The organism is Streptomyces sp. NPDC054796 (assembly GCF_053611545.1).
In genome coordinates this window covers 106,984-122,135 of the sequence record NZ_JBSHAO010000006.1, presented here as the reverse complement: position 1 = coordinate 122,135, position 15,152 = coordinate 106,984, and the positions used below count along the sequence as shown (strand labels likewise).

Sequence of the window (15,152 nt, the reverse complement as noted above, 5' to 3'; positions counted from 1 at the left end):
AACATTACGCCTGATGGCCTGATCTGAAACCGGGTTCGGCGGCACCGTTCCGATCATTTTCCGACCTGGCCACCCGGACTGACGCACCGCCAGGACCTGCGACGGGAGCTTCGAGCGCGCCCCGCGTCAGCAGCAGCACGAGCAGCGCCGCGATCCCTCCGGCCCCCGCGACGCCGAAGCCCGCCGAGGCACCTCCCCACTCGATGACGGGACCCACCACACCGGTACCGGCGGCGGCACCGACACCGAAGGTGGTCACCAGCCAGGAGAACGCCTCCGTCACGGTCCCCGAGGGGGCGTGCCGGTCCACGACCACGAAGGCGCAGGCGAGCGCGGGCGCCAGGAAGACACCGGCGACACCCGCCAGCAGTGTCATCGCGGCCACCCCCGGCACCAGCGCGAGCGGCAGATAGCCCAGCGCGAGGGCCAGGGAGAGCCACCGCAGCCGCCGTTCGGGCTGCCCCGCCCACTGCCGCGCCCCGTACACCACTCCGCCGACCAGCGCGCCGAAGCCCAGCGCGGACAGCAGATAGCTGGAGATGAGGCTGTCACCATGGTCGTCCGCGTAGCTGACGGCGGCGACGGCGATGGAGCCGAGCGCGGCGCCGACGAAGAAGAACGAGCCGAGCAGCGCCAGCAGCCCGGGCGAGCGCAGCGCCCCCAGCCAGTGCGCCTCGCGCGGCGCGGAACGCCAGGCCCGCGAGGGCGGCGAGACGACGACGGAGAGGGCGCCGAGCACGCCCAGGACGTTGATGACCAGAAGCGCCGCGGCCTCGCTCCAGAAGGCCACCAACAGGGTCACCAGCAGCGGCCCGAGCGCGAACATCACCTCCTGGGCCACCGCGTCCAGCGCGTAGGCGGAGTGGACGCGGTCCTCGCGCTTGAGCACGCTCGGCCACAGCGCGCGCAGCCCGCCCTCCAGCGGGGGTGTGAACAGCCCGGCGACGAGCACGGCTGCGGCGGCGAGCGCGACGGGGTCGGTGCCCAGGAGCGCGAACAGGCCCATGCCGAGCGCGGAGAGCGCGGCGGCCGGGAGCATCACCCGGGGCTGCCCGTACAGATCGACGAACCGCCCCAGCAGGGGCTGTCCGACGGCCGTGGCGACGCCGTAGACCGCCGAGAGGACGCCCGCGAGGGTGTAACTGCCGCCCTCCGCGCGCGTGAAGAGCACGATCGCCAGCGGTCCGGTCGCGTTCGGCAGCCTCCCGACGAGCGTCCCCGCGAGCAGCCGCATGGCGTGTCTGGCCCGCAGCAGCTCGGCATAGCCCGTCGCCATCGGTCGGCTCCTCTCCGCCCGGTGACCGGGGGTTGGATGAGTTGTACGTATAACCTGCGTGGTCATACGTACCATGTCGCTGATCCGGGGTCCACCCCGTTCCCGGGGATTCCCGAGGCCCTGGGGCCCCGGGGGAGAGGAGCCCAGCGTGACCAGCACCCGGCGGGACGAGGACGCGGCGCGGCCGCGCGACGGCAGGCAGGCCCGTCCCACCAGCCGCGACGTCGCCCGCAGCGCGGGCGTCTCGCAGGCCACGGTCTCGCTCGTGCTGGGCGACAAGTGGGAGGGCAGGGTCTCGGCACGTACCGCCGAGGCGGTTCGTGCGGCGGCCCGGACGCTGGGCTACCGCCCCAACCTCGCGGCCCGCAGCCTCCGCCTCGGCGGCACCCGCACGGCGCTGCTCGTCGTCCCGGCGCTGACCAGCGACTTCTTCGCCCGTGTGCACGCGGGGGCCGCGGCCGTCGCCGCCGAGCACGACTTCGGGGTGGTGCTCTACCCCTCGCCCGAGGGCATCGGCCCCGCACCCGACCCCTTCGGCTCGGCGCGGGCCGCGCTGGACGGCGTCATCGCCTCCTCCATGGCCCCGGAGGCGCTGGCCGCGCTGCGGGGCGGAGGGCCAGGTGGCGGGAGGCTACGGGGCGACGGGTTGCAGGGCGACGGGCTGCCGCTGGTCATGCTGGACAGCGACCCGGAGGGCGACCGGGCCGCTGCCACCGTCAACCTGGCCATCGCGGACGGCATGCGCGCGACGGTCGCCCATCTGACGGCCCTGGGCCACCGCCGCATCGCGCACCTGGCCGCCGCCGTGGACTCCTGGACCTTCGGCGTACGGGCGCGGGCGCTGGCGGAGGCGCTCGGTGAGGGGCACGGGGACGGGGCGCCCGTGCTCGTACGGACCCGTCCCACAGGGCTCAGCGTCACCGACGGGCTCGCCGCCGCCACGGAGGCCCTTGCGCGCGAGCCCCGCCCGACGGCGCTGATCTGCGACGACGACCTGGTGGCCGCCGGCGCCTGCAAGGCAGCGCGGCGGCTGGGCCTGCGCGTGCCGGAGGACGTGTCGGTCACCGGCTTCGACGACCTCGCGCTGGCCACGGCCGTCGAGCCCGAGCTGACGACGGTGCGGCTGCCGGCGCAGGAGATGGGCGCCGCGGGCATGCGGGCGCTGCTGGCGGTGCTGGAGGGGCGCCCCGCCGACACGGCCGTGCTCCCCGTCGCACTGATCCCCCGCGGCTCGACGGGCCCGGCGCCACGGAACTGAGCCTCGCGGGCGCCGTACGGCACAGGGCGGGACGGCGGGCCCGTGACGGGACGGGGCGCGGAACGGCTCGCCGCGCAAGACCGACGTGCGCTGGTGCGGATGCGCCCTGCTTTCGAGTGGTTCTGCGCCGTGCCGGTCTGCCGGAAGCGGAAGTGGGCCGTTGACCGTTCGGGCCGTGACCTGCGGTCCGCGAAAGGACGGTGCGATGAACGCAACACGACGTTCGATTCTGAGCGCGGCCATGGCCACGCCACTACTCGCCCAATTCACCGGCGCGGCCCCCGACGCCGCCGCGTCCACCCGGCTGGGCACGGTCTCCGACGGCTGGGCCGAGGTCCGCTGGACCCCGCAGACCCAGGCTCTGCTGGACCGCTACCAGGCGGAGGTGAAGCCGGTGGCCCCGGCACGGACGGTGAAGGACGCCAGGGGCAGGGCGATCCGGTTCCCCGTGCGCTCCGGTGAGGGCGACCCCTCCCTGGCGGACCCGCGCAGGGCTCACGGCACCGGGAGGCTGGACGGCGGGATCACGTTCCGCACGCCAGGCGTCACAGTCCAGGCAGTCGATCTGGAGAGCGTCCTCAAGGACGGCCAGGCGACGGGCAAGTATCTGATCAACGGTGCTGACGTCGGGCACGGCCCGGTGTTCCGTCCCGGTCTGGACGAGGGCCGGCTGACGACGGAGAACGTGCCGCCGGGCCAGCCGATGAAGGTCCGGATCGAGGAGGTACCGCTGCGGCCCACGCAGGAGCTGCTGCGTCAGTTCACCCTCGCTTTCGGCTCGCCCGCGTTCTCTGAGGACACGGTGCTGGCGCACGCGGCCGGAGAGGGCGTGTACACCCCGCCGAAGAAGTGAGTCACCGCCGGTCCGGACGCTCAGCCGGTCCGGACCGGCTCCGCGCAGCCGGTCTGGACGGGCAGGCTGTCGTTCCCGCCGAAGCGGCGCCCGCGGCCCGCGTAGGCGTCGACGGCGTCCCGCAGCCGGGCCAAGTCGAAATCGGGCCAGAGTGCGGGGTCGAACACCAGTTCCGCGTAGGCGAGATGCCAGGGCAGGAAGTTGCTGATCCGCTGCTCACAGGTACGGATCAGCAGGTCGGCGTCGGGCAGTTCCGGCACGTACAGGTGCCGGGCCAGATCGGCGGGGCCGATGTCCTCGGGGCGCAGGGTTCCCGCCACCGCCTCGGCGGCCAGCCCACGGGCAGCGGCGGTCAGTTCCTCCCGCCCGCCGTAGTCCACGCACATGGTCAGTGTGAGCACGTCGTTGTGCGACGTCATGCTCTCCAGCAGCGCGATCGAGGACGCGAGCGACGCGTCGAGCCGGTCCCGGCGCCCGCACCAGCGCACCTTCACACCGAGCCCGTGCAGCCACTCGGCGCCACGGGCGATCCAGTCGGCGAAAGCGTCGAACAGCGCGGTCACCTCCTCCTGCGAGCGGCCCCAGTTCTCCGTGGAGAACATGTAGATGCTCACGTGCCGGATGCCCAGCCGCTGCGCCGCGTTGACCAGCCGCATCGCCGTGCGCATACCCGCGCGGTGGCCCTGGTCCGCCGGCAGGCCGCGGACCTTGGCCCAGCGCCGGTTCCCGTCCATGATCACTGCGAGGTGGCCGGGGACCGGCCCCGGAACGGGCCGGGCCGGACGGCGGCGCGCACCGCCGTCCACGCTCAGCGGCTCCACTCCCTCCGTCAGCACCCGGGACCGCAGCAGGGTCACCTCGTCGTAGTGCATCTGCGCGCCCAGCAGCAGGGTGTGCAGGAACGGCTGGTACTCCGCACCCACCATCGCGGCGACCGGGACGGCCTCGTCCAGAAGCTCGCGCCAGTGGGAGAGCTGGATCTCCACCAGCGCGTCCAGCGCCTCCCGCGGCTCCCCGCGCCGCAGGTCATCGGCCTCCAGCCCGAACCGTCGCAGGTCTTCTCTCGGCAGATAGCACCGGCCCGCCGCGAGATCGTCCGGCAGGTCCTCGAACAAGTCGCTCATCTGGCACGCCTCGGCCAGTACCGATGCCAGCCGGAAGACCTCAGGACCGCACGGCTCCAGCAGGGCCGTCCACAGCTCCGCCAGAGCGCCCGTGCTGCCCCTCATATAGCGCCGCTGGTCCGCGAACGTCTCGAATTCCGGGGCCGCCGTGCAGTCGGCCCACACCGTGTCGAGATGCTCCACGAGCAGCGCCGCGTCGAGATCCCACCTGTGCACCGTGTCCACCAGCGCACGGCGTACGGGGTGTGCGCTGTGCCCGGACCGCAGCTCGGCCAGGGTGTCGGACCGCCAGCGGACGAACCGGGCCGCACGCTCCTCGGGTGCGCCTTCGTCGGCGGTCTGGTCCGTCCGCACCGCCCACCCGTGAATCGCGTAGAAGGCGGGCCGGACCTCGGTCGGCAGCACGGCGATCGCCGCCCACATCGCGGCGTAGAACTGCCGCACCTCGTCCTCGCACGCCCCGTACGCCGCACGCAGTTCCGGCGACTCACCGAAACCCCCGGCTCTCTCCGCCATTCCCCGGACCACCGCTTCCCCATCGCCACCGTCACCACCGTTGTCCCCAGCACCAACGATCCACCGGCCCATCAGTGGCGTACCGGGCGCCGTAGAGGAGTACGGGACGCCACGGCGGGGCCGTGAAGCGCCACGAGACGGGCCAGGCGGGCCCGGAACACACCCGGTGCCCCGACGGGCCCCGGACCCGGTACAGCGGAGCGCACAGGCCCTGCTCCCGCTCTCCCTTCCACTCCCCCGGTAACGACCCGGTCCCCGCCGGGGCCGTTGCCTGGCGGGGACCGTTGTCAGGGGTGGTGCGGGGTGGCCGTGGGGCCTACTTCTCGTCGGCCGACGGCTTGCCCTTCGGCTTGTGCGGGCCGGAGTCGGAGTCCGAGGACGAACCGGAGTCCGAGCCGGACTCGGCGTCGCCGTCTCCGTCGCCCGAATCGGTGGCGCCGGAGCCGTTCTCCTCCAGGAGCTGCGAGAGGCGGCTGCCCAGGACGCGCTTGAACTTGCGCTGCTGCGGGCGGCTGCGGTCCAGCACCGCGACCTCCAGCTGCTCGGCCGTCAGGTCCCGTTCCCCGCCGTTGTTGTCGCGGGCCAGGGCCTCGACCGCGAGCTTCAGCGCCTCGCTCAGCGACATGTCGTCGCGGTGGCGCTCGTTGAGGTGGTTGCCGATCGTCTCGGAATTGCCGCCGACCGCGACCGAGCCGTGCTCGTCCACGATCGAGCCGTCGTGCGGCAGGCGATAGATCTGGTCGTCCTCGGGCGACGGGCCGACCTCGGCCACGATCAGCTCGACCTCATAGGGCTTCTCCGCGTTGCTGGAGAAGATGGTGCCCAGCGTCTGTGCGTAGACGTTGGCGAGACCACGGGCCGTGACATCGTCGCGGTCATAGGTGTAGCCCCGCAGATCCGCGTACCGGACGCCGCCGATGCGCAGATTCTCGAACTCGTTGTATTTGCCGACGGCGGCGAAGGCGATGCGGTCATAGATCTCGCTGACCTTGTGCAGCGCGCGCGAGGGGTTCTCGGCAACGAACACGATGCCGTCGGCGTACTGCAACACGACCACGCTGCGACCGCGCGCGATGCCCTTGCGGGCGTACTCCGCGCGGTCGGCCATGGCCTGCTGGGGTGAGACATAGAACGGCGTCGACACCGGCTATCCGTCCCTTCCTGTCCTGTGCGTGCGTAAGGGCCCACGGCCCAGTGGGTGAGCCTGGAACCTAGGAGAGCGGGGCCTGCGGCCCGTTGGGCGACTGGAGCCTGCCCTCGTGCACGGCCAGGGCCAGCTCGGAGATCTCCTCCTCGGCCAGCCTGCGATAGCCGTCCTCGGTGATGACCGAGACGATGGGATAGATCCGCCGGGTGAGGTCCGGGCCGCCCGTCGCCGAATCGTCGTCCGCCGCGTCATAGAGCGCCTGGAGCACGACGGTGGCGACCTGCTGCTCCGTAAGGTCCTCGCGGTGCAGCTTCTTCAGCGAGCCGCGCGCGAAGACGGACCCGGAGCCGACGGCCGTGAAGCCCGTCTCCTCGGAGCGCCCGCCCGTCACGTCGTAGGAGAAGATGCGGCCCTTCTGCCTGTCCACGTCATAGCCCGCGAAGAGCGGGACCACGGCGAGGCCCTGGAGCGCCATGCCCAGGTTGCCGCGGATCATCGTGGAGAGCCGGTTGGCCTTGCCCTCCAGGGAGAGCTGGGAGCCCTCCACCTTCTCGAAGTGCTCCAGTTCCAGCTGGAAGAGCTTGACCATCTCCACCGCGAGCCCGGCCGTGCCGGCGATGCCCACCGCGGAGTGCTCGTCCGCGGGGAAGACCTTCTCGATGTCGCGCTGCGCGATGACGTTGCCCATCGTGGCCCTGCGGTCACCCGCGAGCACCACGCCGCCGGAGAAGGTCGCCGCGACGATCGTGGTGCCGTGCGGTGCCTGCACAGCCCCCTCCACGCGGGGCAGCGGCCGGTTGTGCGGCAGCTGGTCCGGCGCGTGCGAGGACAGGAAGTCCATGAAAGACGACGAGCCCGGCGTCAGGAAGGCTGCCGGCAGACGCCCTGTGTCACGTGTGTTGGCTTCCACGCGTTTCCTTCCACGAGTTCGTGAAGAAGAGATCTTGGAATACTGCCCGGACCTTACCCGGGACCGCGAATGTCATCCGTCCTGCGCCCCCGTTCACGGGGACGCAGGACGGGGGTCACTCGCCTTACTCTCCGCCCTTCTGGACGAACGACCGCACGAAGTCCTCGGCGTTCTCCTCCAGGACGTCATCGATCTCGTCGAGCACGGAGTCCACGTCGTCCGAGAGCGCCTCCTGGCGCTCCTTGAGGTCCTCGGAGACCTGCGCGTCCTGCGCTTCCTCCTCGGTCTCCTCGGTCTGGCGCGTCGCCTTCTGCTGTCCGCCGGTGTCCTTGGTCGCCATTTCCCTCACCCCGCTCGGTTCGGTGTGTACGCGAGACGTACAAGATCAGACCCTACAAGCAGGGACTGACATCGGCCCTTCACTTGCCATAACGCCCGGAAGCCACCTCGATGATTCCCGGATCGGCCAACATCTACCGTTTCTCAGCCCCCGGACAGGACCTTCACCAGGTCCTCAGCCGTGCGGCAACGGTCCAGGAGTTCCTTGACGTGGTTGCGGGTGCCGCGCAGCGGCTCCAGGGTGGGGACCCGTTGCAGGGAGTCACGGCCCGGCAGGTCGAAGATGACCGAGTCCCAGGAGGCGGCGGCCACGTCGTCCGCGTACTGCTCCAGGCAGCGTCCGCGGAAGTAGGCGCGGGTGTCCTCCGGCGGCTTGGACGCGGCCCGCTCGACGTCCTGCTCGTCCAGCAGGCGCTGCATCTTGCCGCGGGCCGCGAGACGGTTGTAGAGGCCCTTGTCGGGGCGTACGTCCGCGTACTGGAGATCGACGAGGTGGAGCCGGGGGGCATCCCATTCGACCTGGTCACGGCGGCGGTAGCCCTCCATCAGCTCCCGCTTGGCGACCCAGTCCAGCTCCCCGCTGAGGCTCATCGGATCGTGTTCCAGTCGGTTCAGCACGTCCTCCCATCGGGTGAGGACGTCCTTGGTCTGATCGTCCACGTCCGCGCCCCAGCGCTCCTCCACGTACTTGCGGGCCAGCTCGCAGTACTCCATCTGGAGCTGCACGCCGGTGAGCGTGCGCCCGCTGCGCAGCGTGATCAGCCTGCCGAGCGTGGGGTCGTGGGAGACCTGGTGGAGGGTCCTGACGGGCTGGTCGACGGCGAGGTCGACGGCGATGAACCCGTCCTCGATCATGGAGAGGACCAGCGATGTGGTGCCCAGTTTGAGGTACGTGGAGACCTCGGAGAGGTTGGCGTCCCCGATGATCACGTGCAGCCTGCGGTACTTCTCCGCGTCCGCGTGCGGCTCGTCGCGGGTGTTGATGATGGGCCGCTTCAGCGTGGTCTCCAGGCCGACCTCGACCTCGAAATAGTCGGCACGCTGGCTGAGCTGGAAGCCGTGTTCGCTGCCGTCCTGGCCCAGGCCCACGCGCCCGGCGCCGCACACGACCTGCCGGGAGACGAAGAACGGCGTCAGGTGGCGCACGATGTCGGAGAAGGGGGTCTCCCGCTTCATCAGGTAGTTCTCGTGCGTCCCGTAGGAGGCGCCCTTGTTGTCGGTGTTGTTCTTGTAAAGGTGGATGGGCTGGGTGCCCGGCACCTCGGCGGCCCGCACCGCGGCCTCGGCCATGATGCGCTCGCCCGCCTTGTCCCACAGCACCGCGTCCCAGGGGTTGGTGACCTCGGGGGAGCTGTACTCGGGGTGTGCGTGGTCCACGTAGAGCCGTGCGCCGTTGGTGAGGATCACATTGGCGAGGCCGATGTCCTCGTCCGTGAGCTGGCTGGCGTCGGCTGCCTCACGCGCCAGGTCGAAGCCGCGGGCGTCCCGCAGCGGGTTCTCCTCCTCGAAGTCCCAGCGGGCGCGGCGCGCCCGGTGCATCGCCGCCGCGTAGGCATTGACGACCTGGGACGAGGTGAGCATGGCATTGGCGTTGGGGTGACCGGGCACGGAGATTCCGTACTCGGTCTCGATACCCATTACTCGCCGTACGGTCATGCGGCCCTCCTTGCCCGGCGGCGGCCCGCCATCGGGCCACCACTCAAGTCCCGCTGCGCATCCGGCCCGTGTGCGATCCCCTCTTCCGCACTGCGCGAGGCGGCGGTAGGGAAGAGCCTAGAACGCGTGGGCTGAAGTGGGGAGATCACCTAGCGGACTTCCTCAGGACTGCTGGAAACAATCCGGCTGCGAGTGCCCGTGCTGGGCACCCGCAGCCGGACGGTGTCTTCTCTACAGGTACTGACCGGTGTTGGCCACCGTGTCGATGGAGCGGCCCGTGTCCGCGCCCTGCTTTCCGGTGACGAGGGTGCGGATGTAGACGATCCGCTCGCCCTTCTTGCCGGAGATACGGGCCCAGTCGTCGGGGTTGGTGGTGTTGGGAAGGTCCTCGTTCTCCTTGAACTCGTCCACGCAGGCGGCGAGCAGGTGGGCGACGCGCAGGCCCTTCTGGTTCTGGTCGAGGAACGCCTTGATCGCCATCTTCTTGGCCCGGCCCACGATGTTCTCGATCATGGCGCCGGAGTTGAAGTCCTTGAAGTACAGGACTTCCTTGTCACCGTTGGCGTAGGTGACCTCCAGGAAGCGGTTCTCCTCGGATTCCGCGTACATCTGCTCCACGACGGACTGGATCATCGCGTCGACAGCGGCGGCGACGTTCCCGCCGTGCTCAGCGACGTCGTCCGCGTGCAGCGGCAGGTTCTTCGTGAGGTACTTCGAGAAGATGTCCTTGGCCGCCTCGGCGTCCGGGCGCTCGATCTTGATCTTCACGTCGAGCCGTCCCGGGCGGAGGATCGCCGGGTCGATCATGTCCTCACGGTTGGAGGCGCCGATGACGATGACGTTCTCCAGGCCCTCCACACCGTCGATCTCGGAGAGGAGCTGCGGGACGATGGTGTTCTCCACGTCCGAGCTGACACCGGATCCACGGGTGCGGAACAGGGAGTCCATCTCGTCGAAGAAGACGATGACGGGTGTGCCCTCGCTCGCCTTCTCCCGCGCGCGCTGGAAGACCAGCCGGATGTGCCGCTCCGTCTCGCCGACGTACTTGTTGAGCAGCTCGGGGCCCTTGATGTTGAGGAAGTAGCTCTTCCCCTGGGGCTTGCCCGTCACCTCGGCGACCTTCTTGGCCAGCGAGTTGGCGACCGCCTTCGCGATCAGGGTCTTGCCGCAGCCGGGCGGGCCGTACAGCAGCACGCCCTTGGGCGGACGGAGTTCGTGCTCCTTGAAGAGGTCCGGGTACAGATACGGGAGCTCCACCGCGTCGCGGATCATCTCGATCTGTCCGCGGAGGCCACCGATCTTGTTGTAGTCGATGTCCGGGACCTCTTCGAGGACAAGCTCCTCGACCTCGCTCTTGGGCACGACCTCGTAGACGTACCCGGAGCGCGATTCCAGCAGCAGGGCGTCGCCGGCCCGGAGCGTGGCGTTCAGCAGCGGCTCGGCGAGCCGCACCACACGCTCCTCGTCGGTGTGCCCGACCACCAGGGCACGCTCGCCGTCCTCAAGCACTTCCTTGAGGGTGACGATGTCTCCCGCGCGCTCGAACTCCATGGCCTCGACCACATTGAGCGCCTCGTTGAGCATGACCTCCTGGCCACGCCGTAGCTCTTCGAGGTCCACGCTGGGGCTGACGTTCACCCGGAGCTTGCGGCCACCGGTGAAGATGTCGGCCGTGCCGTCCTCATTGGCCTGCAAGAACGCTCCGAAGCCCGCCGGCGGCTGCGCCAGCCGGTCGACCTCCTCCTTGAGGGCCACGATCTGGTCGCGTGCCTCACGGAGCGTGTTGGAGAGCCGCTCGTTCTGCGCGGACACGCCGGCCAGGTTGGTCTGAAGCTCGACGATCCGCTCCTCGAGAATCCGAGTATGCCGCGGAGAGTCGGCGAGCTTGCGGCGCAGGACGGCGATTTCCTGCTCAAGATAGGCGACCTGGCCGGACGGGTCGTCGGAACCCCGACCGGGCCGGATGCCGCGGTTAGTGTCGTCGTCGTGGGCTGCCACGGTCCTCACCTCCTCCAAGGGGAGCTGGACGCTTCCAGACCCTACCTGGGCCGGTGCAGGTTGAAACCCCTAGATCACAAAGACGGTAGGGGTGTGTCTGATCTTCACCCTTGCGCACTCCCTCACGCCTGGGGAATACCCACCCATCAACATCGGAAAGCGACCGGCTGTAACCTCGACACGGTCAACACCCGTCAGGGGTAGCACTATTTCGTCACGACCGCAGGAACGGCAGGCAGCAAGATGAGCACCGGGAACGAAGCTCTGGAGGTCTGGATCGACCAGGACCTGTGCACCGGGGACGGTATCTGCGCGCAGTACGCCCCCGAGGTCTTCGAGCTGGACATCGACGGCCTGGCCTATGTGAAGAGCGGGGACGACGAGCTGCTCCAGACCGAGGGCGCGACCACTCCTGTCCCGCTGCCGCTCCTCACGGACGTCGTGGACTCGGCCAAGGAGTGTCCGGGCGACTGCATCCATGTACGACGCATTTCAGACAGGGTCGAGGTCTACGGTCCCGACGCGGAGTGACCGAAGCACACGGAGCGCAACGGTGCGCGCCCGAAGCACGGCCCGGTCACACCGGTCATGGCGGTCGCACCCGGCGCTGATGCCCGGGGATCCGGAGAGCGGTCAGACACCGGCGCTCCCCGCGACCGGGGCCGGGACGAGGACGAACTTCCCTGCCTTCCACTCCCATTTCACCTTGCGCTGCCGGTCGGGGCAGCAGCGCGGCACGTCGGCCGAGGAGTAGCCGAGGAGCGTGGCGGAGACGGTGCCTCCGCGGACGGTGAAGTCCGTGACGTTCATCTTCTCCTCGGTCCGCACGAGGGTCGCCACGACCTGCGGGCGCTCCCCCGGCTCCTTCGCCGGGGCCAGCACGAAGACGCCGCTGGGCGGTGTGCCCGTGCCCGACTCGCAGCGCACGACGGCGACCGTCTCGCGCTGGCCGTCCCCGTCGAAGTCCGCCGAACCCTGGTCCACCACGTCCACCTTGGCCCCCGTCCCCGCGCCGCAGTCCACGGGGAACCGCGCCTTGCCGGGGTCGGGCGCGGGCGCCGCCGCCGTGCCGCCCCGCGCCGTGGCGGCGGACGGGCCGGAGGCCGCGGGGCCCGCCGTGGCGTCGGGAGGCTGGACCATGGCCGAGACCCCGACGACTGCGGCGAGAGCGGCGGCCGTGGCGATCCAGTGCACCGTGCGGGTACGGGTGTGCGGCAGTTCCGTCACGCTGGATGACTCCAGTGGAAAGTGTGGTGAGGGGGAGTGCTCCGCATCGTGCCATACGTCACACAGGGCCGGAACAACCGGGTCCGCCGAGCCGGACCAAGTCCGCGTAAAGAAACCGCCGCCGGGCTCCGCTGGTGCGGAACTCGGCGGCGGCTGAGTCGAGTTGAACGGCTTCCCTCCGGGCCCGGAGAGCGCCGCTGACCGCCCCGGAGGGGCGGCGGAGCGGGCCCCGGCCGGAGCCCGGCCGGGGGTGTCAGCTCTTGGCGCCCGACTGGCTGCCAGGGCCCGTGTAGTCCTCCCCGTACGCGCCCTTGGCGGGACGGCGGCGGCGCAGCGGGGGCTCCACCCCGTCGGCGAGGCGGCGCGCTGTCAGCAGGAAGCCGGTGTGCCCGATCATGCGGTGGTCGGGGCGCACGGCGAGGCCCTCGACGTGCCAGTTGCGGACCATGGTCTCCCACGCCTGCGGCTCGTTGAAGGTGCCGTGCTCGCGGATGGACTCGACGACGCGGGCCATCTGCGTCGTGGTGGCGACGTAGCAGCACACGATGCCGCCGGGCACCAGCGCCTTGGAGACGGCGTCCAGGCACTCCCAGGGGGCCAGCATGTCGAGGATGACGCGGTCGACCTCGGTGTCGGACAGGTTGTCCTGGAGATCGCCCACGGTGAGCGTCCAGGCGGGGTGGGGCTCGCCGAAATAGCGCTCCACGTTCTGCTGGGCGATCTCCGCGAAGTCGGCTCGGCGCTCGTAGGAGTGCAGCATGCCCTGGTCGCCGATGGCGCGCAGCAGGAAGGTGCTGAGCGAACCGGAACCGACACCTGCCTCCACGACGCGCGCGCCGGGGAAGATGTCGGCCATCGCCAGCACCTGCCCCGCGTCCTTGGGGTAGACCACCGCGGCTCCGCGGGGCATGGACAGGACATAGTCGGGGAGCAGGGGGCGCAGCGCCAGGTAGGCGACGTTTCCCGTGGTACGGACGACACTGCCCTCGGGAGCGCCGATCAGCTCGTCGTGGGGGAAAGCTCCCTTGTGGGTGTGGAAGCTCTTCCCCTCTTCGAGGGTGATCGTGTAGTGGCGTCCCTTGGGGTCGGTGAGCTGGACCTGGTCCCCGACCTTGAAGGGCCCGCGACGGCGGGCGGCACCGGTCGGTTCGGACATACGGACAGACTAACGGGTTTCCGGAGGCCGGCTACGCGGAGGGCTTGGCCATGGCCGCGACGAACGCCTTCTCGACGTCCCCGGTGGACAGCACGCCGTAGATCTCGCCGGTGTCCTCGACCACCAGGTACTCCGTGGCCGGGGTGGCACGCAGGTGGTCGAGCAGTTCCTCGCCCGCCAGCTCGGCGCGGACCCGCATGCCCTCCTTGAGGTCCTGCGCGAGCGTGGAGACGGCGACCCAGGGACGACGGTGCTCGGGCACCCCGACGATCGCCGCCTCGCGCACCAGCGAGATGGGGCCGCCCCTGCCGTCCACGACGACGAGCGCGCGTGCGCCCGCCTCGTTGGCGCGGCGCAGGGCCTCGGAGAGTGGGGTGTCTGCGTGTACGGGGACGGCGCGGCGGGTGAGCGCGCGGGCGCGCAGCTCGGGGAGGTGTTCGCGCAGCCTGGCCATGCGGAGGCTGTTGCCGGCGCCGGTCCAGATGATCGCGGCGAGGATGGCGGCGAGCAGCGCGTCCGTGAGGGAGTCGACCCCGCTCAGCCCGTCCTCGGTGAAGCCGCCCGCGTGGGTGGCCAGGGGCAGCCCGATCAGCACGGCGATGGCCAGGGCGCGGCCCGTCCAGGCGGCGAAGACGGTGCCTGTCATGGCCCTGCCGCTGAGCTTCCAGACCAGGGCACGCAGCATCCGGCCGCCGTCCAGGGGAAGCCCCGGGAGGAGGTTGAAGGCCGCGACGATGAGGTTGGAGACCATGAGCCCGGCGAGCAGCACCCCGGGCACGGTGCCGGGCTCGACGACCTTCATGCCGACGTAGAAGACTCCCGCGAGGACGAGCGAGAGCAGCGGTCCCACGAAGGCGAGGACGAACTCGCGGCCCGGCGTCTCGGACTCCTTCTCGATCTCCGAGACGCCCCCGAAGAACTGGAGCTGGATGCGGCGCACCGGCAGCTTGAAGCGCAGCGCGGCGACGGTGTGGGCCAGCTCGTGCACCAGGACGGAGGCGTAGAAGGCCACGGCGAAGAAGAGCGCGATGAGGTAGCGCAGGGCGCCGAGGTGGGGCAGTACGCGGTCGAGCTGGCCGCCGAACACCCAGGTGATGAGCGCGGCGACGAGGAACCAGCTCGGTGCGACGTAGACGGGCACGCCGAAGGGGCGGCCCATGAGGATGCCGCCGCCCGTACGGGAACGCTCGCCCTTCTCCTGCTTATCGGGGGTCCGCGCCTTTTCGGAAGTCTGCTTCGAGAGGCCCCGCCCGCCCGGGTCGGCGGGCGCGGGTTTCTCCTCGCGGGCCGCGAAGGGCTCGGGGGCCGTCTCCTCCGGGTCCGGGGCGGGCCGTTCCTGGGACGTCGGCCGGTCCTCGGAGGGTGCCTCCCGGGGTGTCTCGTGGGAGGGCGCGTGGTCCGGTTCGGGTTCCGCTTCAGGGCCGTCGGCGGGCACGCGCGCGGGCGCGTCCTCGGGGGCCTCGGCCCGTACCGCGACGCGCGGCGCCTCAGCGGAGCCGTCCGGCCCGCCGGTTCCGGTGCGCGCCGGAGCCTCGGAGACGTCCGGCCCGCCGGGGGCGCGGTCGCGGCCGTCGCCCTCGTCACTCGTGCTGCCGGGGCCGCTGGTGCGCGGCTTGCCGCCGTTGTCCGTGTCCGCCACGGGTTCCCCTCTGCCGCTGCCCCCGCACACCGCCCTGCGCGATTCCCATGATC

At 70.8% G+C, this 15,152-nt stretch carries 13 protein-coding genes; 3 read left to right on the top strand and 10 right to left on the bottom strand.

The features are described from left to right. Positions 1-4: 4 nt before the first annotated feature. Positions 5-1,276, bottom strand: coding sequence for an MFS transporter (locus ACWGJ2_RS07330; protein WP_453345008.1), 1,272 nt, complete (start codon positions 1,274-1,276; stop codon positions 5-7). 148 nt (positions 1,277-1,424) lie between these two features. Here ACWGJ2_RS07330 and ACWGJ2_RS07325 point away from each other — a divergent pair, with 148 nt between their 5' ends. Together ACWGJ2_RS07325 and ACWGJ2_RS07320 are read left to right on the top strand one after the other, a co-directional pair. Next, on the top strand, positions 1,425-2,534 hold the full coding sequence (locus ACWGJ2_RS07325) for a LacI family DNA-binding transcriptional regulator (RefSeq protein ID WP_453345007.1): 1,110 nt from the start codon (positions 1,425-1,427) through the stop codon (positions 2,532-2,534). 205 nt (positions 2,535-2,739) lie between these two features. Continuing rightward, on the top strand, positions 2,740-3,387 hold the full coding sequence (locus ACWGJ2_RS07320) for a hypothetical protein (protein ID WP_453345006.1): 648 nt from the start codon (positions 2,740-2,742) through the stop codon (positions 3,385-3,387). A gap of 20 nt (positions 3,388-3,407) precedes the next feature. On the opposite strand, the gene uppS is transcribed toward ACWGJ2_RS07320, so the two are convergent. The 6 genes from uppS to arc all read right to left on the bottom strand — a co-directional run bounded on the left by uppS (position 3,408) and on the right by arc (position 11,077). Continuing rightward, positions 3,408-5,027, bottom strand: a complete 1,620-nt coding sequence (gene uppS, locus ACWGJ2_RS07315; protein ID WP_453345005.1) for a polyprenyl diphosphate synthase — start codon at positions 5,025-5,027, stop codon at positions 3,408-3,410. Positions 5,028-5,343: 316 nt separating this feature from the next. Then, positions 5,344-6,171, bottom strand: coding sequence for a proteasome subunit alpha (gene prcA, locus ACWGJ2_RS07310; protein ID WP_453345004.1), 828 nt, complete (start codon positions 6,169-6,171; stop codon positions 5,344-5,346). A 67-nt stretch (positions 6,172-6,238) separates the two neighbouring features. Then, positions 6,239-7,084, bottom strand: a complete 846-nt coding sequence (gene prcB, locus ACWGJ2_RS07305; RefSeq protein ID WP_453345003.1) for a proteasome subunit beta — start codon at positions 7,082-7,084, stop codon at positions 6,239-6,241. 124 nt (positions 7,085-7,208) lie between these two features. After that, positions 7,209-7,424: a ubiquitin-like protein Pup gene (locus ACWGJ2_RS07300; protein WP_453345002.1), complete on the bottom strand. Its 216-nt coding sequence runs from the start codon at positions 7,422-7,424 to the stop codon at positions 7,209-7,211. Between the two features lie 143 nt (positions 7,425-7,567). Then, a complete protein-coding gene (dop, locus tag ACWGJ2_RS07295; RefSeq protein WP_453345001.1) occupies positions 7,568-9,079 on the bottom strand; it encodes a depupylase/deamidase Dop in 1,512 nt (503 codons plus the stop codon). Between the two features lie 231 nt (positions 9,080-9,310). After that, a complete protein-coding gene (gene arc / locus ACWGJ2_RS07290; RefSeq protein WP_453345000.1) occupies positions 9,311-11,077 on the bottom strand; it encodes a proteasome ATPase in 1,767 nt (588 codons plus the stop codon). Positions 11,078-11,320: 243 nt separating this feature from the next. On the opposite strand from arc, the gene ACWGJ2_RS07285 reads away from it, so the two are divergent. Continuing rightward, positions 11,321-11,608 (top strand): ferredoxin, encoded by a 288-nt coding sequence (locus ACWGJ2_RS07285; RefSeq protein WP_453344999.1) that lies wholly within the window; start codon positions 11,321-11,323, stop codon positions 11,606-11,608. A 102-nt stretch (positions 11,609-11,710) separates the two neighbouring features. Here the strand turns inward: ACWGJ2_RS07285 and ACWGJ2_RS07280 are convergent, their stop codons facing one another. From ACWGJ2_RS07280 to ACWGJ2_RS07270, 3 genes are all read right to left on the bottom strand, one after another. Further along, entirely contained in the window at positions 11,711-12,304 is a 594-nt protein-coding gene (locus tag ACWGJ2_RS07280) for a hypothetical protein (protein WP_453344998.1), read from the bottom strand. A 253-nt stretch (positions 12,305-12,557) separates the two neighbouring features. After that, entirely contained in the window at positions 12,558-13,460 is a 903-nt protein-coding gene (locus ACWGJ2_RS07275) for a tRNA (adenine-N1)-methyltransferase (RefSeq protein WP_453344997.1), read from the bottom strand. A gap of 31 nt (positions 13,461-13,491) precedes the next feature. Then, positions 13,492-15,099 (bottom strand): site-2 protease family protein, encoded by a 1,608-nt coding sequence (locus ACWGJ2_RS07270; RefSeq protein WP_453344996.1) that lies wholly within the window; start codon positions 15,097-15,099, stop codon positions 13,492-13,494. Between the last annotated feature and the right edge of the window lie 53 nt (positions 15,100-15,152).